Consider the following 21,258-nt stretch of genomic DNA (forward strand, 5'->3'; position numbering starts at 1 on the left):
ACATTCCCGCCACCGCAGCCCTGTTAATTTTTGCGTTAATCTTCTCTGTGGTTTGATTGCTTACTGTCACCAGCCGAAAAAACCCTCCTTGAAGATGGAATGGGCTTTACCCCCCGCTGCTTAACCCGAACTGGGGTTAAAATAAGAAAGATTAAAACAAATAACCATGTCTCAACCGATTACCATCGAAGATATCTATAAACTTTTTGAGAAAACTAACGAAAAGTTTGAACAATCACGCCAAGAATACGATCGCCGGGCTGCCGAAGCCAAGGCCGAAGCCGATCGCCGAGCCGCCGAAGCTAAGACCGAAGCCGATCGCTGGGCCGCCGAAGCCGATCGCCGGGCTGCTGAAGCCGATCGCCGTTTGGCCGAGCTAGAGAAAACAGTGGCCAATACCAGTCGTGCTGTGGATAGTTTAACCACTCGCTGGGGAAGATTTGTCGAGGAATTAGTCGAACCTGCTGTTATTGGCCTATTTCGTGGCAAAGGTATCGATGTCAAAGAAACCTACAGTCGTGCCAGGGTAAAACGGCAAGGAATAGCCATGGAGATTGATATTTTAGCCGTCGATGAAACCGAGGTAGTTTTAGTAGAATGTAAGTCTCGTTTATCGAAAGATGATGTCAATGAATTTTTAGAAAAATTAAGTCGATTTAAACAAGCATTTCCCCATTATAAAAACTATCAAGCTTATGGTGCAGTGGCAGGAATAGAAATAGATGAAGGAGTAGATCGTTATGCCTATAAACAAGGTTTATTTGTGATTAAACCTTCGGGAGAAACGGTAGAAATTATTAATGATTCTGGTTTCGAGCCTAAATTATGGTAGGAGAAAGATGGTTCCTTCATCTGGCAAAGTATTGGCGGGAGGTCTAATTTTTCCAATCTAGGACTAGACTAACTTATGGATAGGATGCAGGATTAGTATTCATATTTTGATTCAGCAAACCCTAATTAATTTTTGAGGATTTAAAAACGGCAAAAATAAGGACTAAATCACCTAAAATCTGTGAATAGAGCATTTAAAATTCTCCTGACTACTGACGACTGACTGCTAACCCTAACAACAATTTTTGATTTTTACCAGAGGTTTAGTAACGTCTTGTCCTAAAATTGCCAATAGCCAGTTTCAATGCACAAGAGCCTGATGGCTAAAAACTGGCTCCAGTTTTTGCCCGGGATAGCACAGCTTGATCGCAGTGGATCGTAAAATGGGATAATGCTAACTTTGAGAGTCAGAGAGACTATGAGTGAATTCGACTACGATTTAATTATTATCGGTGCTGGAGTTGGTGGCCACGGGGCAGCCCTACACGCAGTCAAATGTGGGCTAAAAACAGCTATTATCGAAGCCAAAGATATGGGAGGAACCTGTGTCAATCGCGGTTGTATTCCTTCTAAAGCTTTGCTGGCAGCCTCGGGACGAGTGCGAGAATTGGCCGATAGTGACCATCTGAAAAGTTTAGGTATTGCCATCGGTGGCGTGAATTTTGACCGTCCAACAATTGCCGATCATGCTAACAACCTTGTTAGTAAAATTAGAGGCGATCTCACTAATAGTCTTAAACGTCTCAAGGTTGATACTATCCACGGTTGGGGAAAAATCGCCGGTCCGCAAAAAGTTAGCGTCATCGGGGATAGTGGCGAAAAAATCTACACCGCTAAGGATATTATGCTCTGTCCGGGGTCGGTTCCCTTTGTCCCACCGGGGATCGAAATCGATCATAAAACGGTTTTTACTAGCGATGAGGCCGTTAGATTAGAAACTTTACCCAAGTGGATCGCAATTATCGGCAGTGGTTATATCGGTCTGGAATTTTCGGATATATACACCGCTTTGGGTTGTGAAGTGACGATGATCGAAGCTTTAGATAGTCTCATGCCTGGATTTGACCCAGAAATCTCGAAAATCGCGGAAAGAGTTCTGATTAAACCTAGAGACATCGAGACTTATGTGGGAGTTTTGGCAAAAAGTATTAAACCGGGGAATCCCGTGGCCATTGAACTGGTGGACGCAAAAAGTAAAGAAGCGATCGAAATTTTAGAAGTAGATGCTTGTTTAGTCGCTACAGGGAGAATCCCCGCGACCAAGAATCTCGGACTGGAATTTGTCGGGGTAGAACTGGATAAACGCGGTTTTATTGCGGTTAATGACAAAATGCAGGTAATTCAGGACGGTGAACCGGTTCCCCATCTCTGGGCTGTGGGCGATGCTACGGGTAAAATGATGTTAGCTCACGCTGCTTCGGGTCAAGGGGTAATAGCCATTGAAAATATCTGTAATCGCCCAAAAACCATCGATTATCGCAGTATTCCCGCCGCCGCTTTTACCCACCCCGAAATTAGTTATGTGGGTTTAACGGAACCGCAAGCAGAAGCTTTGGCACAGCAAGAAGGGTATAAGGTGGCTGCTGTCAAGACCTATTTTAAGGGAAATTCCAAAGCTTTAGCGGAAGGAGAAACGGAAGGAATCGCTAAAGTCGTTTATCGTCAGGATACGGGGGAATTGCTCGGTGTTCATATTATCGGTATCCACGCATCGGATTTAATTCAAGAAGCGGCCAATGCGATCGCTGAACGTAAATCCGTCCATGAACTCGCTTTCCGCATCCACACCCATCCGACTCTCTCAGAAGTCCTCGACGAAGCTTACAAACGCGCTGAAGTGGCAGCATAGAGTCAGTGATCAGTTATCAGTGATCAGTGATCAGTTATCAGTTATCAGTTATCAGTTATCACCGTTAAGTTTCCGACTCCTGAATTCTGACTCCTTTCTCTTTTTTTACTTTTTACTTTCAAGATTATGTTTGGATTAGGTTGGCCAGAAATAGTAATTATTGCTGTAGTTGTTCTCCTGATATTTGGACCGAAAAAAATACCCGAATTTGGGGCAGCTTTGGGGAAAACTTTACGGGGATTTAAAGAAGAAATCAATCAAGATGAGCAAGAAATTGAAGACAGTGACGAGAAGATGAGATAGATTTCGCCCTTATGAAACTCCGCTACAGCAGTTATCAGTTATCAGTTATCAGTTATTAGTATTAAATATAGCGGTGTGCAGTCGTATGAAGTACAGTGTCACGAGCTATAAACCATGCTAGGCAAGGCTTGGTCTGTATCTCACTCAAGCGCTTACCGCTATAGTAGTTTCCCACTTTCTTGGCACTGATTACTGTTTACTGATCACTGATTACTGAATATCTGCTTCTCCCCCCACCACCACATCGCGGATACGGAGACTGGGGCCGCCGCAGCCGACCGGTAAACCACTTTGACCCCCTTTTCCGCAGCCTCCTGACTCATCCCAGTAGAAATCATCTCCAATTGCCTCAATATTGGCTAGGGTTTTAAAGACATTACCGGAGAGAGTCACATCTTTAACGGGTTCAGCAATTTCTCCATCGCGAATCATCCAAGCTTCCCCGGCGCTAAAAGTGAACATTTCGCCGTTAGTCATGCCTCCCTGCCAATTTTGGGCATAAACTCCCGTTTTTATCCCCGAAAATAACTCTTTAACGGCAGTGGTTCCCCGTTCAATCCAAGTGTTGGTCATGCGGACAATGGGCGGATAATGATAATTGAGACAACGGGCGTTACCGGTCGGTTTTTCGCCTAATTTGCCCGCCGTTTCCCGCGAATGCAGTCTTCCCACCAAAACCCCATCTTTAATTAACTGAGTCGTCGTCGCGGGGGTTCCCTCATCGTCATAAAAATAACTGCCCCGATGACCTTCCGGATAGGCCCCGTCAAAGATTTGCAGGTTATCTGGTCCGAAACGTTTGCCCATACTCATCACTTCCAAAAGGTCGGGATTTTCGTACAACATATCTGCCTCGGAAAGGTGGCCAAAAGCCTCATGGACGAACAGACCGGTTAAAATGGGATCGATGACGACGGTGTAGGTATCGCCCTTGACAGGGGGCAAAACTAGGGCTTGTACGGCCCGTTTAGCCGACCCTTGCACCTGTTCTTCTAAATTGACCAGATCCTCGAAAGCTTTTCGGGATCCCGTGGTTTCCCGGCCCGTTTGTACGCTGTCCCCATCCCTAGCGGTGGCCGAAAAACGCATTTCTAAGTCCGACCATTTTTGTTCGATTAAAGTCCCGTCAGAAGTGCCTAAAAGAATATGTTGACTACTATCGCTATAACGGACGGAAGTGGTGGCAATACTGGCATGGTGTTGACGCAGTAAGTTATTATAGCGATCGCAGAGGGCTTTTTTATCGGCTAATGGCACTAAACGGGGATCCGTTCCCGTTAAAGGCAATTCACAACTAATAATTACAGGTTCTACCGGAGCAATCAGGGTTTCTTCTTCCCCAATTAAACGGGCAGCAGCGATCGCATCTTCTAATCGTTCCTGTAAACTGGATAATTGATTAAAGCTGGCAAATCCCCAACCTCCTTTATAACAGGCGCGTACCTGACCACCGATAGCAATACCTTCGCTGAGGGTTTCCACTCGTTCGGAACGTAGTAGAATATTTGTCCCCCGCGCTTCTTCTAGACGAATTGTCAGGAAATCGACGCGGTTTTTATAACGGTTAATCAGTTCAGTAATTAGGTTTTTATAATCGTTTAGAGTATCGGTCATGGGAATTAGGAATTATGAATTATGAATTAGGAAGTGGGGAGCTTTTTTGCTGTGAACAGTAAGCAGTAATCAGTAAAGAGTGAACTGATAACTGATAACTGATAACTGATAACTGATAACTGAAAATTAGGCGAGATAATCCTGTAAAGCTTTCACCTCTAAAGGTTGGGATTGCAGGGATTTTAAGGCCGCTACTGTCGCTTTTGCCCCGGCGATAGTGGTGATAATGGGTAACTTATAATCGAGGGCAGTGCGGCGAATTTGTCGGCCATCATTTTGGGATTCTTCACCACTGGGAGTATTGACAATAAACTGAATCCAGTCATTTTTGATCCAATCGATAACGTGGGGACGACCTTCGTGAATCTTTAGCACTAAATCGATATTTTCGCAACCGTTTTCTAACAAAACTTCACGAGTTCCCGAAGTGGCGACAACGCGAAAACCGAGGGATTGCAGATCCTTAACCACGGGGACCATGGGGGTTTTATCGCGATCGTTCATCGAGACAAAAACCGTCCCACTGGTGGCTAAAATCACGCCGGCGGCCATTTCTGCTTTAGCGAAAGCTTTGCCAAAATCGCTGTCAATCCCCATTACCTCGCCTGTAGAACGCATTTCTGGTCCCAGGAGAGTATCGGCACCAGGGAACTTCTGGAAGGGTAAAACCGCTTCTTTTACGGCAATATGACGGGGAATTGCTTCGCTGGTGATACCCAATTCCGTCAGGGTTCGGCCCGACATGACGAGGGAGGCAACTTTTGCTAAAGGAACTCCCGTTGCTTTGGAAACGTAGGGAACGGTACGACTAGCGCGGGGATTCGCTTCTAAGATATAAACTGTCTCCCCCTGTACCGCATACTGGATATTCATCAAACCGATTACTTTTAAAGCTTTCGCTAGTTCCACCGTCCATTGTCGAATTGTGGTTAAAACCGGGGCGCTCAGGGACGTATGGGGGATAGAACAGGCAGAATCGCCCGAATGTACGCCCGCTTGTTCGATATGTTCCATTAATCCCCCGATAACTACTGTTCCCGTGGCATCTGACAGGGCATCCACATCCACTTCGATGGCATTTTCGAGGAATTTATCGATTAAAATCGGGTGATCTGGTTCTATCTGTACCGCATACTTCATATAGCGTTCCAATTCGCTATCGGAATAGACGATTTCCATCGCCCGACCGCCTAAAACATAGGACGGACGTACTACTACAGGATAACCGATGCGTTGAGCCACTGCTTGGGATTCTTGGAAATTGCGGGCAATACCGTTGGGGGGTTGTCGGATATCTAATTGTCGGAGGATTTGTTCAAAACGTTCCCGATCTTCGGCGGCATCGATCGAATCGGGTGAAGTTCCCCAAATTTTGGTATTTACGGGACAATTAGGCGATTCTAAATATTTTTGCAGGGGAACCGCCAGTTTTAAGGGAGTTTGCCCACCGAATTGAATAATTAAACCCTCTGGTTGTTCCGCTTCGATGATATTTAAGACATCCTCTTTGGTCAGGGGTTCAAAGTAAAGGCGATCGCTGGTATCGTAATCGGTGGAGACAGTTTCCGGGTTAGAGTTGACCATAATCGTCTCAAAACCGGCGTTACTGAGGGAAAAAGCGGCATGACAACAACAGTAGTCAAATTCTATCCCCTGACCGATGCGATTGGGACCACCACCAAGGATCATCACTTTGCGTTTATCGGAGGGTAAAACTTCCGATTCTACCCGTTCATAGGTGGAATAATAGTAGGGTGTTAGGGCCTCAAATTCCGCCGCGCAGGTGTCCACCATTTTATAAACGGGAACAATACCTAAACCCTTGCGATAACTTCTGACTTCGTCCTCGCTGCTGTTGGTGGCGAAGGCGATTTGGCGATCGCTAAAACCCTGTTGTTTAATAGCAAATAAGTCCTCTTTGCCGAGACTTTTCAGGGGAGTTCGTTTGAGAAACTTCTCGGTTTCCATCAAATCGGCCAATTTATCGAGGAACCAGGGATCAATCCCGGTTAGTTCGTGGATTTCCGACCCATTCATGCCCAATTTAAAAGCATGATAGATACTATAAACTCGTTCGGGGTTGGGTGTTCGCAAACTAGCCCGGACTTCCGAGAGAGGGGGGAGAGTTTCGACTTTATCGCAACCAAAGCCAAAACGTCCCGTTTCTAGGGAGCGAAGTGCTTTTTGAAAGGATTCTTGGAAAGTTCGACCGATAGCCATGGCTTCCCCGACGGATTTCATCTGGGTGGTTAGAATCGGTTGGGAGCCGGGGAATTTCTCGAAGGCAAAGCGAGGAATTTTGGTGACGACGTAATCGATAGTCGGTTCAAAGGAAGCTGGGGTTTTTTTGGTGATATCGTTGGGAATTTCGTCTAAAGTGTAGCCTACGGCTAGTTTAGCGGCAAATTTAGCGATCGGGAATCCCGTGGCTTTCGATGCTAGGGCCGAAGAACGGGATACCCGGGGATTCATCTCGATCACGATTACGTCGCCGTTAGTGGGATTAACGGAGAATTGGATGTTTGATCCGCCGGTTTCTACGCCAATTTCCCGAATAATTGCCTTAGAATAGTCCCGGAGGCGTTGGTATTCTTTATCGGTTAGGGTTTGGGCGGGCGCAACCGTAATCGAGTCGCCGGTATGGACCCCCATCGGGTCAAAGTTTTCGATCGAACAGATGATCACCACGTTATCGGCTAGATCGCGCATAACCTCTAATTCGTATTCTTTCCAGCCAATTAGGGATTTTTCGACGAGAATTTGCGATGTAGGCGAACAATCTAGACCATACTGGGCCATCGGTTCAAATTCTTCTTGGTTATAGGCAATACCGCCCCCCGTTCCCCCTAAAGTGAAGGCCGGCCGGATAATGAGAGGATAGGAACCGATCTGATGGGCGATCGCTTTTGCTTCTTCTAAATTGTTGGCAATCCCCGAAGGACAGACGGGAACACCGATTTTCTCCATTGCTTTTTTGAATAGTTCCCTATCTTCGGCTTTTTCAATAGCGGGAAGTTTTGCCCCGATCAGTTCCACGTTATATTTTTCTAAAACGCCGCTTTTGGCCAAAGCTACGGCGGTATTGAGGGCAGTTTGACCGCCCATAGTCGGTAGAATCGCATCAGGACGTTCTTTGGCGATAATTTTCTCGACAATTTCCGGCAGAATTGGTTCAATGTAGGTGCGATCGGCCATTTCTGGATCGGTCATGATCGAGGCGGGGTTAGAATTGACTAAAATTACCTCATAACCTTCTTCTCGTAGGGCTTTACAGGCTTGAGTTCCCGAATAGTCGAATTCACAGGCTTGTCCGATGACAATCGGGCCAGCGCCCAAGATTAGGATTTTCTGTAAGTCATCACGGCGTGGCATAGGCTTAGGGTTGCTTGACTATAAACCCCAATCATTGTATATGTTGTCACCCTCGATCCCGCAAAGCTTTATTTAGGTTTAATGACCTTGTTTGCTTGTGTCTTTTGCCTCTTGCCTGTTGCCTCTTGCCTTCAGAAGCTGATCACTGTTTACTGATCACTGATATCGCGTACAATGATAAGATTGTTTTCAAAGATACAATAGGCGTTTGTCTTCGCTAGAGAGTTTATGAAAGTTGGCGATCGAGTTCGTATAATTGATTCCGTGGTAGTTTATCACCATCCTGAACACAAATCAGAGCCTTTTGACGTGAAAGGGTTAGAAGGAGAGGTAAAAGCTATTGTCAGCGAATGGCGTGGTAGACCGGTTAGCGCCAACCTACCCGTCCTCGTCGAGTTCAGTAAAAAGTTTAAAGCCCATTTTCGAGATTTTGAAGTAGAAATCGTCGAAAAAGCCGGAGAATAGGGACTTTTTCGCTTATTTAAGCTACGAAGCGAATAAATTTATTTTTGCCCACCTGTAGGACTTTTCCCGTTAAAGCTTCGGCTGTCTCAAAACTTTTGTCCACATCGGTGATTTTCTCGCTATCGATCCTCACCGCACCCCCCTGAATCTGTCTTCTCCCTTCGCCGCTACTTTTACACAAGCCGGTGGCCGAGAGAAGATAGAATAATTTCAGGGGAAAAGTGACCGCCGCGAGGGAAAATTCGGGTACAGAAGCCGCAGCTGCCGTATTTCCCTGTAGAACTATCTCTTGCGCCGTTTTTTGTGCCTTTAATGCCTCCTCTTCTCCGTGAAACTGGGCAACTACCTCGATCGCCAGTTGTTTTTGTGCCTCTCGCGGATTGCTCGGCATAGCATCTAAGGGCAAATTTGTCAATAGTTCGTAATAATCTTTTAACAAAGCGTCGGGGGTTTTTTCCAGTTTCGAGTACATGGACAGGGCCGATTCCCGCAATCCCACATAGTTATTCAGGGATTTGGACATTTTTTGACTGCCATCGGTTCCGATTAAAATCGGTAAAAGTAGCCCGAATTGCGGTTTTTTGCCGAAATATTTCTGTAAATCACGACCAACGGCAATATTAAATTTTTGATCGGTTCCTCCCAATTCGACATCGGCCTCGATAGCGACGGAATCATAACCCTGCATTAAGGGATAGAGAAATTCATGGAGAAAAATCGGGTTTTCCTTGTCGTAGCGTTCGGAAAAGCCTTCTTTTGCCAACATTTGCCCGACGGTCATGGTGGAGAGGAGTTCGAGAATTTGCGAGAGGTCTAATTTCCCCAACCATTCCGAGTTATAGCGAATTTCTAGGCGATTAGGGGTGTTAAAATCTAAAATTGGGCGCAATTGTGCCAGATAATTCTCGGCATTGGCTCTCACTTCTTCGATGGTTAATTGTTTTCTAACTTCCGATTTTCCCGTCGGATCGCCGATTCTAGCGGTAAAATCGCCAATAATCACCACTGCTACATGACCGGCATCCTGGAAAGCACGCAGTTTCCGAAAAGGGATACTATGACCTAGGTGAATATCGCTGCCGGTGGGGTCAATACCTAGTTTAATTCTTAAAGGGCGATCGGTAGTTTGCAGTAGTTGGGTTAAATTTTCCCTAGGATCTTGGGAGTCGGGTTGATGGGGGAATAAATCACTGGTGCCACGGGTTAGCCAGTCTAGGGAGGAAGATACGGTCATTGTTGCTCATTTTCCACAGCCTTCCTATTATAGTTTTTTATTATGTCAAGTCACAAGCCAAAGGTAAATAAACTGGTATCTTCAATAAGAGTCGATAACATCTTGACAATTCTCTTGATCGAATATAGAGTCTTAAAATCTTCTTTTCCAGAATTATCAAAAAATTTCCCTGTCTTGAATTGCGACAAGATAAGCCAATGAATCCTAGTTATAATAACTCTATACCAGTGCAGAGGATCAAAGTTTCTGTAATTGTTTCTACCTATAAATCAGCGGAGTTTATCCGGGGTTGTCTAGAGGATTTAGTTACTCAAACTCTTTATGAAAAGGGAGAAGTAGAAATTATTATTATCGATAGTGCTTCTCCGGAGAATGAAGGGGAGATTATCCAAGAGTTTCAAGAAAATTATCCTAATATTATTTACCAGAGAACTCAAGAACGAGAAACCCTTTATCAAGCTTGGAATCGTGCTATTAAACTAGCTAGGGGTTCCTATATCACCAATGGGAACACTGATGATCGTCGCTGTTTCAATGCTCTGGAAATTATGGCTAATTATCTAGATAACAATAGAGAGATTAGTTTAGTTTATGCCGATCAATTAATTACCACCCTCAAAAATGATACTTTTGCCACCACCCAAGCTTTAAAACATTGGAATTGGCCAAATTACTCCTATCAACAGATGTGTCAAGGTTGTTGTGTGGGTTCTCAACCAATGTGGCGAAAAATGCTGCACGATAAATATGGTTATTTTCAGGAAAATTTTCGCTGTGCTGGTGATTACGAATTTTGGTTAAGAATCGGCATTCAAGGCGAAAAAATGGCTTTAATTCCTGAGATTTTAGGTTTATATTATTTAAATCTTCAAGGTTTAGAACATGGCAGTAATGGTCAAGCATTACAAGAACATTATCAGGTGTGTAAAATCTATGAAATTCCTCACCCAGAAATTAAGGATATAGAAATTAAACCCAATCTAGTTAAGATGGAAGATTTAGGAATAATTTTACAGGAAGATGAGCGAGAAAAATTGCAAACAATTCAAGCTATCTCCCAGAAGAAACCCCCAATTATTGTTATTGATGGCGTAATTTTTCAAATCGATCAAGGAAAATTAGCCAGGGTTTGGTATTCAATTCTAGAGCATTGGAGTCAATTAGAATTTAGTCAATACATTGTTATTTTAGATAGAAATAACAGCGCACCACGATGGGAAGAATTTAAATATTGGCCCGCGGAATCCTACGATTATAATTGTACGGGAAAGGATGCCAGAAAAATTCAAGCTATTTGCGATCGCCTACAGGCAAATTTATTTATTTCCACTTTTTATACCAGTCCCTTAACCACTCCTTCTCTACTTTTGCTTGCTTCTGAATTCCCAGAAGAAAACGGCAATTTACCAGTAGATTTAGAAAAACACTATGCAATTTTATCCGCTTCTAGAATCATCGCTTTTTCCTCTAATATTGCCCAAGATTTAAGAAAGTTATACCCGAAAATTACCCCCGAAAAAATTGGTATTATCGAGCTTGTTGAAGTTAATCAAACAATAGCGGAAGAAATCACTAATTTTTTCCAGTATGCGCTCAGTGAAAGTAAGGAATCAAGTCAGGATCAAGTCTGGTTAGAGTTAAGAAAATTACAGGAAGCACAACAGATAATGTATCTCAAACAACAGCAAGATTATCGTACTATGCAAGAGATGGTAATATCCCTAAAAGAATTAGATAATAATCATAACTATCTCCAGAAAAATAATCAGGAATTACGGGAAGAAATTAACTATTTATCCTCTCGTAAGGGAATAGTAAAAACCCTAGCGAAAACTTCTATTTTACTTCTTGCTAAGATCAAGAAAAAACTCCCAATATTTTAGGGAATTAAGAGAAAGTTTCCTAACAATGATCCGATCCTGGCACGGCAGTGCCTAAAAGTGGTAAAGTAATGTTAAGAATTAGAGGAGAAAACACTGTGCCACATTCGATCGTCACTGGAATTTGTGAAGGGGTTGCCGATTGCGTTTCCGCTTGTCCTGTTGCTTGTATCCATCCGGGACCTGGTAAAAATGTTAAAGGAACCGATTGGTATTGGATTGATTTTGCCACTTGTATCGACTGTGGTATCTGTCTTCAAGTATGTCCCGTCGAAGGTGCAATTCTGCCAGAAGAACGTCCCGATTTACAAAAAACTCCCTAATTTATCAGTTATCAGTTATCAGTTGTGAGTTTTCAGTTTACTGCTTACTGTTCACTGAAAATGCTCCCCACTTCCCCACTTCCCAATTCATAATTCATAATTCATAATTCATATTACTCTCTCCTATCTCCTTTTTACCTTACCATGGATGATCTTTTAGAAGTTGAACAAGTTTATGCCGGTTATGTGCAGGATTTATACATATTGCAAGGGGTTAACTTTCGCATTGCACCGGGGGAATTAGTCACGGTTATCGGTCCCAATGGTGCGGGAAAATCTACCCTTGCTAAGACGATTTTTGGTTTATTAAAACCCAGTGCTGGAACTATCACTTTTAAGGGACAAAATATCGCCGGTTGGAAATCTAATCAAATCGTTACCCTCGGAATGGGTTATGTTCCCCAAATTGCTAATGTTTTTCCATCCCTGAGCATAGAGGAAAATCTGGAAATGGGAGCTTTTACGAGCAAAGGAAATATAAAATCTTTAAAAGAGCGCATTTATGCCATGTTTCCCCGTTTGCTCGAGCGCCGTCGTCAGAAAGCTGGCACTTTATCCGGAGGAGAAAGACAGATGTTAGCCATGGGACGAGCGCTGATGTTGGAACCGGATTTATTAATTCTCGATGAACCTTCGGCAGCTTTATCTCCTATCTTAGTAACCAGCGTTTTTGAACAGATAAAAGCGATTAATCAGACGGGAACTGCAATTATTTTAGTGGAACAGAATGCCAAAAAAGCCCTAATGATGTCCGATCGAGGTTATGTTTTAGAAAGTGGTCAAGATCGTTTTCAGGGATCGGGTCAAGATTTACTCAATAACCCGAAAGTAGGGGAATTATACCTCGGGGCGGCTTATCATAGGGACAAACGAGATGATTAGGAATTTGTTAAGGATTGAGGGGGATTTTGATTTCTTCCCAGAATTTATCCATCTGCATCAGTTACAAGCTTCTTGCGGGAAGCTTTTGTTGCCTATTCTAGTGACAATAACCCCCAAAAACAGGAGGTACATAGGGTTTGCTGAAAAAGTTTTTCAGCAAACCCTAAATATATCTGTGGATATTTATTAATCGATCAAGACAGTTGTGCTACTGCATTGAGAGCATAACTTTTAGTAATAAAAGGAGAAGTCATGGCTGTTAAAAGTCCTCCGTAATCAAGATTAAAACTGACTTCGCTTCCTACTTTTAACTTCTTGTTATGACTATCAAGAACTAGATGATCGCTACTAGAACCTAATATTTTTATATCCTGACTTGTTTGTAATCCAGAGATAAGAATATCCTGTCTTCCTAATGCAATAATAACTCGACGGTGAATGCCTTGATCGATAAAGCTGGGAACATTACCAAAAGCATCTCGACCAATTTCTCCAGAGGGTAGAGATGGTTTATCTTTGGATTCGATTACTTCAGCAATTAACCGAAAAGCATCGGTATATAAGCCTGGTATCACTTGTCGATTAACTGTTTCACAACCTAATAAAATTGATTCTCCTAAACGCAGATTATTAATCCGACCAACTTCGCTACTTTTTTGATACCATTGATAGTTAGCAGAATTGCCTCCTGAAATAATCGGTAATTTTATTAAAAATTCCTGCTCAATTGTATCTGTTAACACAGATAATTTGCTCATATTATGGCTATCAGGTTTAATACCTCCATAACAAGCCAAATTACAACCCAGTCCAATAATTTTGATAAAGGGAAAAGCGAGGGTCTTTTTGATGAACTTGACCAGATCTTTCGGCAGTACACCTTCGCGTAAATCCCCTAACTCCGTCATGATAATAATGCGGTGTATTTTTTGTTTTTCTTGAGCATAATAGGAAAGTTCCTGAATTGTTGCTAATTCGGTATTTAAGCTGATATCTGCAATGTTAACCACTGATTCTGCTTGACTCAAGGCAGTACGCAACAGAACAAAAGTTGTCACTATTCCTGCTTGTTTCATTTTGAGAATATTTTCGATTCGAGAGTCAGCGATAAAGTTGACTCCACCTTGAATCATCGCCAAGGCGATCGAGGGATCACCCAAAATCGCTTTGGAAACTCCCATCACAGAAAGTCCCTTGCTGCCGTATAATTGGCAGAGTAAACGAGCATTATGGCGTATTTTCGGGAGAGAAATCTCGATTCTGGGTAAAAGGTCTTTCATCAGCCTATTTGCTCCCAATTGCCGGAACTGCAGCTAAAATTTCCCCTTTGATTTTCCGGTTTAATTTCGGAAAGCGATCGCATAAAGCTTGGACTAATTTCTCACATCCGTGTAACAAAACATCAGTAGTCGGTAACTGAAAATCTCGCTCATATTTGGCAATAATACGCTCAGTGGCTGCTGCGGTGAGATTTTCGTGATTAATCGCAATAGCGATAACTTTAGTGGGAGAAATTGCCTCAATTAGTGAAATTTCTTCCTGTAATTTTGGCATGGCTAAATGAGGAAAATCACAGCGAAATTTTCGGGCTGGGGGATGTTGTAAAATAATCCCATCGGGCCTACTTCCTTTCAAAATTCCCACGGAACTCATAAAAGCAGGATGACTCAGAGAACTTTGTCCTTCCACTAAAATAATATCGGGTTTTTCTTGCTCAAAAGCTTGAACCACAGCATTTTCAATTTCACCGATGACAAATTGAGAAACCAAAGCATCGATCGAAACCCCATATCTTGCTCCCTGCATCAAGCTAGTTTGTCCAGTAGCGACTAAGACAGACTTAATACCCAAGCCTTGGAGAGTTTGATTAACTGCTACCGCAGTGGTCATTTTTCCGCAAGCACAATCGGTTCCTAAAAAGGCAATAACGGGTATATTTACTTGGGAAATTTGCCCAGTAAATACATGAAGATCAGCTAATTGTGGTGGTTTACGAATGTCTGTAATTTGCACACCATACTGACTAGCTTGCTCCCTAAATTCTAAATCTTCGGAGAAGAATTGATGCAAACCATTAATAATATCCATTCCTGCTGCCATTGCTTCTAAAATTAGCAGCCTTTCTAGGGGGGGAATAAACGCTTCTAAGGGTGCTTTGCCGTAGATATAACAATTGGGAACATCTCTAAGTTTTTCTAAGGCTGTTTGTAAATTGGCAAAAATGGGAATATGATTTTTTTTGTCTCCTAATGCTTCTCCCGCATCTTTTCCTGTTAAGGAACTATCCAGCACACCAACAATTGTATATATTTCTGATTGTCTGATCAAGCCAGCTGCCGTTTTTCCATCCACACGTCCAAATTGATTTTCACAGTAAATTAAAGCCGTTTTTTTCGTTGATACCACTTTCTTAATCTCCTGAATATTAGATAATTAAAATTTCACTCCTAACTCCCAGTCAGACTATTTATTCTTCTTCTTCTATAGCATAATTATCTGGATCGATAATATCGTCTAGTTCTTCTAAAATTTGCAAATCGGGATGAGCATCAGATTGACGTAATTTTAATCTTCCTGTCCGTTCTAACCAATGGAGAAGGGTTTCTTTGGAAGTTATCTGCATAACAGGAATTGCCTGATAGCGAGGTTCTTGACTAAGAGAAGGATTAAATTTCATACCTGTTGAATTTCCTTTGAGAAGTTATCTCTATTGGTTGTTCTATTGTTGATCACGAAGCAACCCACAAAAAACTGAAAAAAATTGTCAAGTTTAGCAAAGTAAAAAAGTTCAGCTGTCAGATTTACTATTTGGACAGATAGATAGAGTCGGTTCCAATATATGCTCCCGATACTTGGGATGCAGACTCTATGGTGTAAATTAAAGTTTTCCTGTCTCGCTCAACTTAAATGTCAATCCTACGGTTTTTATCTAGCTAACGGAAAAGGTGATTAATAACACCAAAGCAACCAATAAAACCGCCCCTAATCCTTGCAAAATATACCATTTTTGCTGTTCTAAAGATGGGTATTTTGATAGATAAATCTTGGGTTCGCTACCATAGTTATTGATGATTCCTTCATCATCTACTGTATAGCCCTCTGGGAGAGGTATATTAAGTGATTGATAGTTTTGCCCGTTTATATCTAGTTTAACCTCAGCAGGAATTAATTCACTTCCATCGCTTGGGGAATAGACTGTCGCACCTGTCTCTTGATTAGATTTAGTAGAGTAGTGCATGATCATCTCTCTTCAAAATCTGAGTATAACACAGAATAAGGCGAAATGGTTTTTCGGCTAATTTTTTCCTAGGGCTTTAATCAGCAAATTTGGCTAATGTCGGCAAATTAAAGCCAAAAATATGATTTTATAACTTGACAAAGCTAGATAAAAACATTTAGTCATCTCGCTATTCACTTTTTAGCATACCAGCGCCATAAAACTCGCGCTAAACGTTGGGGATCGTGACTAACTTTGGCAGTAACTTCATCTTCTGCCATTACATTCGCTAAAACAATCCGATAACCCATTTTTCCCACCTCCTCGCGATCTAAAAACACAGGATGACTATGCTCTTGGGCGTATAATTGCAGAGATTGGGGCGATGGTGCAGTTCTTTGGGCCAAAACCGCATCAAAGATGCGTTCCTCGCAGACTTTTTCGATCGCCCGAATATGATCAGCCACCGAATAATTATCCGTTTCCCCCGGCTGGGTCATAATATTACAAACATAGACACGGGGGACTGTCACCTGTGCTAGGGCCTGACGAATTGCGGGAACCAACAAATTAGGGATAATACTGGTATAAAGACTACCCGGCCCGATGATAATATAATCTGCATCCCTGATCGCCGCTAAAGCAGCCGGTAAAGCGACGGGATCGGCAGGATGACAGCCAATCTGACGAATTTGCCCCATAGCTTCGGTTATCTTCGATTCTCCCTCAATAATGCGCCCATCGGCTAACTTAGCCCAGAGACTAACATCGGTAAGGGTAGCAGGTAGAACTTTACCGCGAATGGCCAAAACTTTGGCACTAGCATCGATCGCCTGTTCCAGATCGCCGGTAATCTCGGTCATAGCGCTGATAAATAAATTACCAAAACTGTGGCCCGATAAACCATCTCCGGCATGAAAGCGATATTGAAACAATTCCGTTAATAACTTTTCCTCATCGGCTAAAGCGGCGATACAATTGCGAATATCCCCCGGGGGTAAAATGCCCATTTCCCGGCGTAATCGGCCCGAAGAACCGCCATCATCAGCTACGGTGACAATAGCGGTGATATTAGAACTATACTGTTTTAAACCGCGTAAAAGCGTCGATAAACCCGTACCGCCACCGATGGCCACAATTTTCGGGCCGCGATGGAGACGACGATGGGTGCGTAGGAGATCAACTAATTCCTCCGATGCGTCTGGTTGTAGTGCTTCTGTAATCGTTTCGACGGTGCGACTCTGACCCCAGAATAACAAAAAGACACCCAACAAAACCGCCAGCGGCCCGGAAACAGAATTGGGAACCAAGCGTGCGATCATTTCTAATGCTTGGGAAACAAACTCTAAAAAGCGATTAACCGGGGTTAATTTTACCCAAATAGCTAAACCGAAGGAGGTGAGAAAAACGCCGGTTAAACTGATTAAAAGCCAGCGTTTGACAAAAAGACCGGGAGAAAGCCATTTAAACCAACGATTAACTCGTTTAGGCGTTTTTCTGCCCACAGAAGCGGCTATTTTCCCCTTCTGAGCGTTGAGTTCCCGTAGGGTCTGTTTAAATGGACTCATAGATGTGGCCTGGCAGCGAACGCATTGATTCTGGAGAGACTGTAGCCGAAAAAGGGGACAAACTCAAGCTGACTTAACCTCCCACTTGAGAATAGGCCGCCTCGGAAATTGTGGGAATATCGGCGTATTTGCCGATAACCGACTGTATAATGCTGTAAACACAGGCGGCAAATGCTCCCAAAAAGACGACGTTAAAAAGAGTTTCTACCACTAAATTCGCCCCTAAACCCCTAGCGACGAAACCTAAGGCCAATCCCAATAAATACACCAAAATATCGATTAAAATCGCCTGCATGGTGTTAAACCGGATAAAATGACTGATGCGGGGATTGCGTACCACGGCAAAAAAGAGAACGAAAAAGATAATTAAACTGCCAAAGCTTCCCAGAGAACTATAGAGAAAAGCTAAGGGAGTTAAAACTATTGCTAAGGCCGCTCCTAAAAAAGGGATTTGCTGAAAGATAAAGATACCGAAGGCAAAAGCCGAATATAAGGGTAAAAGATATACTAAAGCTGCAAAAATGCGATCTTTTGTATCGGTTGAGCCGCGCCAAGTCATAATCTATTGTCTCCTGAGACTACTGCTAACTCTCTTCAAGATAACCCGGCAGCCCACCAGACTTCGCGTAACCGAAAAAATTGATCGAGGCCGAAGATTGTTAGGCCTCGATCGATTTTTTCTCAAACAGAGACGGGGTGCTTGGTTTCCTGTAACAGAGCCAGATATTCCTCCTTAAAATACTTTAGGGTACTTAAAATCGGATTGGGAGCGCTTTGACCAAGACCACAAAGACTGGTTTCTTTGACCATCTGACAGAGATGTTCTAGGTTTTCGAGGTCGTGAATATCGGCCTTTCGAGCGATAATTTTGGCCAATAATTCAAACATTTGTACTGTTCCCGTGCGACAGGGGATACATTTACCACAGGACTCCTCGCGACAGAATTCCATATAGAATTTCGCCACTTCCACCATACTGGTGGTATCATCCATGACCACCATCCCCCCGGATCCCATCATCGAACCGAGTTTGGCTAAGGATTCGTAATCCACGGGAGTATCGAGTAAATTAGCGGGAATACAACCCCCAGAGGGTCCGCCGGTTTGTACCGCTTTCACTTGACCATCGGGAATACCACCCCCCATCTCCTCGACAATTTCCCGGAGAGTAATGCCCATCGGCACTTCAATCAGCCCATTATTGCGGATTTTTCCCGTTAAAGCGAAGATTTTTGTGCCTTTACTGCTGGCAGTACCGATATTGGCGTACCAAGCGGCTCCCTCGCGGATAATAGCGGCGATATTAGCGTAGGACTCCACGTTATTAATCAGGGTGGGACAACCATCGAGGCCCGATTGGGCCGGATAGGGGGGACGGGTGCGGGGAGTGCCGCGGCCGCCTTCGATGGAATGGATGAGAGCGGTTTCCTCTCCACAGACAAAAGCTCCCGCCCCGATGCGGATATCCACCTTAAAATCGAAAGTGGACTCGAAGACTTGGGAACCCATTAAACCAAATTTTTTGGCCTGATTAATCGCTTTTTGCAGACGATCGATCGCCAGAGGATATTCGGCTCTAACATAGATATAACCATGATCCGCCCCCACAGCATAGGCAGCGATCGCCATTCCTTCCAGGACTAAATGGGGGTCACTTTCCAAAACACTGCGGTCCATAAACGCCCCGGGGTCGCCTTCATCAGCATTACAGATAACGTATTTCTGTTTACCCGGTTGTTTAGCCACCGTCGCCCATTTTAAACCGGTGGGATAACCGGCACCTCCCCGGCCGCGCAAACCGCTTTGGGTGATTTCCTCCACCACCTGGGCCGGAGTCATCTCGTAGAGGGCCTTGTAGAGAGATTGATAACCCCCGACGGCGATATATTCCTCAATGCGATCGGGATCGATTTTACCGCTATTTTCCCGGACAATTTTGACTTGATGGGAGAAAAAGGGATGTTTTGAGTCCCCTAATTGCACCTCGGTTTTGCCGCCGTTTAAGGCTGCAATAATGCTGGCCGCACTTTCCGGGGTGACTTCTTCGTATAAGAGATCCTGGGGATCCACTTCCACCAACGGACCGCGACCACAAAAACCCATACAACCGACCCCCACCACTTCGACTGTATCCTCTAGGTGTGCCTCTTTCACGGCAGTGGCGAGGTTTTTTTCGATTTGGAGGGAGTTAGCAGCTTGGCAACCGGTGGAAGTGCAACAATGCACCCGGATGCTTTTTTGTCTAGTTTTTTCTTTCTCGGCCACTGCCAATAATTCTTGTAAGTCCATATTCTTCTCAATCCACTAAAGTGAAAAATTACTGGGAGAAACTCTGTAGTTTCGCTAAGACAGTTTCCGAATCTTGTTTCGGGGCCACGACTCCATCGAAGACCACGGCCGGTGCAATCCCACAGGCCCCGATACAACGGGCCGACACTAGGGAAATTTCTCCATCGGCGGTGGTTTCTCCCACTTTGACATCAAAGCTGTTTTCGATGTCTTCGAGGATTTTGCCGCTGCCTTTGACATAACAAGCGGTCCCCATACAGACGATACAGGTGTGTTTTCCCGCCGGTTTCAGGGAAAAGAGATGATAGAAGGTTGCTACCCCATAGACGCGACTGAGGGGCAGTTTTAGCGCCCGGGCAACGTAGAGGAGAACATCTTCTTCTAGGAATCCGAAAGCTTCTTGGGCCTTGTGCAGGACTTCAATCAGGGCTGATTGATTATATCCTGCCCGCTTCATGGTAATGTCGAGGACTTTGAAGCGTTTATCGCCACTGGGATGCTCTTTTTTCTCCGTTTGACGAGGATTGGCAGTTTGCATAAATCTGAACCAAATAAATTTTAGGGGCGATGACGGGAAAAAGATGGAGAGTTGTCGGTTTTCCTTGGTCATCTCCCTGCTTTTATTCTGACACTGGCTCCGGAGGGCGATCGATAACTTTATCTTTCCTTTAGTTATTGGGGAATAGGGGATTTTTCTGTTATCAGTAACCGGTCGGGGATTTAGGAGATGGGGGATGGGGTAAAAAGCCGCCCCTTGCCAGAGTGCCTCTCTCAAAAATAGCCATTAATTCTGCACGACTACTTCATTGATCAAGTGGTTCAAGGAAAGTTTGTCAACCCTGAGCAAGCTAATTTTTTTTAAGCCACTTCCCTAACCTGTTGAAGATGAATTTAACCTGTTGTTCAAGAATCTGGGCTAAGATATTAAGGCAATGCTGCATTACTCTACTTTAATGCCAACGATAAGAAAGGCAATCGCACTCGATAAGATAAGAAGATGATACTTATTGCTTTAAGTCACCTAGAAAACGGTTTTCTTCAAGAAACCCGTTTTCTGAAAGCATCCCCCTCTGCTCGTAGTTTAGGGGGTGAGGTCATAACAATCTGCTGCCAAAACAGACTTTTCAGAATATAATAGAGAAGAGTAGTCATTCATCGCTCAGGTTCGTTAAGATGATATTACATGACTAATAATATTAACCGTGATCCCTTATTTAAGGAGTTAATCTCGACCTTTTTTGTCGAATTTATTGAGTTGTTTTTTCCTCAATTGATCGATTATTTAGATAAGGACTCGATTACTTTTTTAGACAAAGAAGTATTTACCGATGTCACGGAAGGAGAAAGGCATGAAAGCGATTTAGTCGCACAAGTTAAGTTTCGCGGAAAAGAATCTTTTTTTCTGATTCATCTGGAGGCGCAGCAAAGTTC

At 43.6% G+C, this 21,258-nt stretch carries 18 protein-coding genes and 2 pseudogenes; 9 read left to right on the forward strand and 11 right to left on the reverse strand.

Features of this window, described 5'->3' with window-relative positions; all coding sequences use genetic code 11:
- From IM475_RS08490 to tatA, 4 genes and pseudogenes are all read left to right on the forward strand, one after another.
- A pseudogene (locus tag IM475_RS08490) lies at window positions 1-124 on the forward strand (IS982 family transposase); the annotation flags it as partial.
- Between the two features lie 42 nt (window positions 125-166).
- On the forward strand, window positions 167-832 hold the full coding sequence (locus tag IM475_RS08495) for a DUF3782 domain-containing protein (protein ID WP_287727282.1): 666 nt from the start codon (window positions 167-169) through the stop codon (window positions 830-832).
- A gap of 417 nt (window positions 833-1,249) precedes the next feature.
- The gene (gene lpdA, locus IM475_RS08500; protein WP_287727283.1) at window positions 1,250-2,680 is read left to right on the forward strand and encodes a dihydrolipoyl dehydrogenase; all 1,431 of its coding nucleotides are present in this window, start codon (window positions 1,250-1,252) and stop codon (window positions 2,678-2,680) included.
- Window positions 2,681-2,806: 126 nt separating this feature from the next.
- Window positions 2,807-2,983 carry a twin-arginine translocase TatA/TatE family subunit gene (gene tatA, locus IM475_RS08505; protein WP_002733416.1) on the forward strand — a complete coding sequence of 59 codons (177 nt, stop codon included), beginning with the start codon at window positions 2,807-2,809 and terminating at the stop codon, window positions 2,981-2,983.
- A 210-nt stretch (window positions 2,984-3,193) separates the two neighbouring features.
- Here tatA and IM475_RS08510 read toward each other — a convergent pair whose 3' ends face one another.
- Complete coding sequence (locus IM475_RS08510; RefSeq protein WP_287727284.1) at window positions 3,194-4,597, reverse strand: TldD/PmbA family protein; 1,404 nt, start codon at window positions 4,595-4,597, stop codon at window positions 3,194-3,196.
- A gap of 126 nt (window positions 4,598-4,723) precedes the next feature.
- Window positions 4,724-7,969 (reverse strand): carbamoyl-phosphate synthase large subunit, encoded by a 3,246-nt coding sequence (gene carB, locus IM475_RS08515; RefSeq protein ID WP_287727285.1) that lies wholly within the window; start codon window positions 7,967-7,969, stop codon window positions 4,724-4,726.
- 228 nt (window positions 7,970-8,197) lie between these two features.
- On the opposite strand from carB, the gene IM475_RS08520 reads away from it, so the two are divergent.
- Window positions 8,198-8,434 (forward strand): ferredoxin-thioredoxin reductase variable chain, encoded by a 237-nt coding sequence (locus IM475_RS08520; RefSeq protein ID WP_287660584.1) that lies wholly within the window; start codon window positions 8,198-8,200, stop codon window positions 8,432-8,434.
- 16 nt (window positions 8,435-8,450) lie between these two features.
- Here IM475_RS08520 and tyrS read toward each other — a convergent pair whose 3' ends face one another.
- Window positions 8,451-9,668, reverse strand: coding sequence for a tyrosine--tRNA ligase (tyrS, locus tag IM475_RS08525; RefSeq protein WP_287660585.1), 1,218 nt, complete (start codon window positions 9,666-9,668; stop codon window positions 8,451-8,453).
- A 197-nt stretch (window positions 9,669-9,865) separates the two neighbouring features.
- Between tyrS and IM475_RS08530 the strand changes: the two genes are divergently transcribed.
- The 3 genes from IM475_RS08530 (at window position 9,866) to IM475_RS08540 (ending at window position 12,753) form a co-directional block, all read left to right on the forward strand.
- Window positions 9,866-11,551, forward strand: a complete 1,686-nt coding sequence (locus tag IM475_RS08530; protein WP_287727286.1) for a glycosyltransferase — start codon at window positions 9,866-9,868, stop codon at window positions 11,549-11,551.
- A gap of 95 nt (window positions 11,552-11,646) precedes the next feature.
- The gene (locus tag IM475_RS08535; RefSeq protein ID WP_016516721.1) at window positions 11,647-11,871 is read left to right on the forward strand and encodes a ferredoxin family protein; all 225 of its coding nucleotides are present in this window, start codon (window positions 11,647-11,649) and stop codon (window positions 11,869-11,871) included.
- Window positions 11,872-12,015: 144 nt separating this feature from the next.
- Window positions 12,016-12,753, forward strand: a complete 738-nt coding sequence (locus IM475_RS08540) for an ABC transporter ATP-binding protein (RefSeq protein ID WP_287727287.1) — start codon at window positions 12,016-12,018, stop codon at window positions 12,751-12,753.
- A 194-nt stretch (window positions 12,754-12,947) separates the two neighbouring features.
- On the opposite strand, the gene IM475_RS08545 is transcribed toward IM475_RS08540, so the two are convergent.
- From IM475_RS08545 to hoxE, 8 genes are all read right to left on the reverse strand, one after another.
- Window positions 12,948-14,033 carry an alanine/ornithine racemase family PLP-dependent enzyme gene (locus IM475_RS08545; RefSeq protein WP_287660588.1) on the reverse strand — a complete coding sequence of 362 codons (1,086 nt, stop codon included), beginning with the start codon at window positions 14,031-14,033 and terminating at the stop codon, window positions 12,948-12,950.
- Between the two features lie 4 nt (window positions 14,034-14,037).
- The gene (locus IM475_RS08550) at window positions 14,038-15,159 is read right to left on the reverse strand and encodes an N-acetyltransferase DgcN family protein (protein ID WP_287727288.1); all 1,122 of its coding nucleotides are present in this window, start codon (window positions 15,157-15,159) and stop codon (window positions 14,038-14,040) included.
- A gap of 61 nt (window positions 15,160-15,220) precedes the next feature.
- Complete coding sequence (locus IM475_RS08555; protein ID WP_008198246.1) at window positions 15,221-15,430, reverse strand: DUF3134 family protein; 210 nt, start codon at window positions 15,428-15,430, stop codon at window positions 15,221-15,223.
- Window positions 15,431-15,682: 252 nt separating this feature from the next.
- Window positions 15,683-15,991: a photosystem II assembly protein Psb34 gene (psb34, locus tag IM475_RS08560; RefSeq protein ID WP_002783665.1), complete on the reverse strand. Its 309-nt coding sequence runs from the start codon at window positions 15,989-15,991 to the stop codon at window positions 15,683-15,685.
- A gap of 173 nt (window positions 15,992-16,164) precedes the next feature.
- Window positions 16,165-17,538 carry a gluconeogenesis factor YvcK family protein gene (locus IM475_RS08565; protein ID WP_287727289.1) on the reverse strand — a complete coding sequence of 458 codons (1,374 nt, stop codon included), beginning with the start codon at window positions 17,536-17,538 and terminating at the stop codon, window positions 16,165-16,167.
- A 73-nt stretch (window positions 17,539-17,611) separates the two neighbouring features.
- Window positions 17,612-18,097, reverse strand: a complete 486-nt coding sequence (locus IM475_RS08570) for a Tic20 family protein (protein ID WP_002786850.1) — start codon at window positions 18,095-18,097, stop codon at window positions 17,612-17,614.
- 122 nt (window positions 18,098-18,219) lie between these two features.
- Window positions 18,220-19,827 carry an NADH-quinone oxidoreductase subunit NuoF gene (nuoF, locus tag IM475_RS08575; protein WP_287727290.1) on the reverse strand — a complete coding sequence of 536 codons (1,608 nt, stop codon included), beginning with the start codon at window positions 19,825-19,827 and terminating at the stop codon, window positions 18,220-18,222.
- Window positions 19,828-19,855: 28 nt separating this feature from the next.
- Complete coding sequence (gene hoxE / locus IM475_RS08580; protein ID WP_004158282.1) at window positions 19,856-20,365, reverse strand: bidirectional hydrogenase complex protein HoxE; 510 nt, start codon at window positions 20,363-20,365, stop codon at window positions 19,856-19,858.
- A gap of 645 nt (window positions 20,366-21,010) precedes the next feature.
- Here hoxE and IM475_RS08585 point away from each other — a divergent pair.
- Window positions 21,011-21,258 (forward strand): annotated as a pseudogene (locus IM475_RS08585) (flagellar assembly protein H); the annotation flags it as partial.

Source organism: Microcystis sp. M061S2, from assembly GCF_020245605.1.
Classification (GTDB): Bacteria; Cyanobacteriota; Cyanobacteriia; order Cyanobacteriales; family Microcystaceae; genus Microcystis.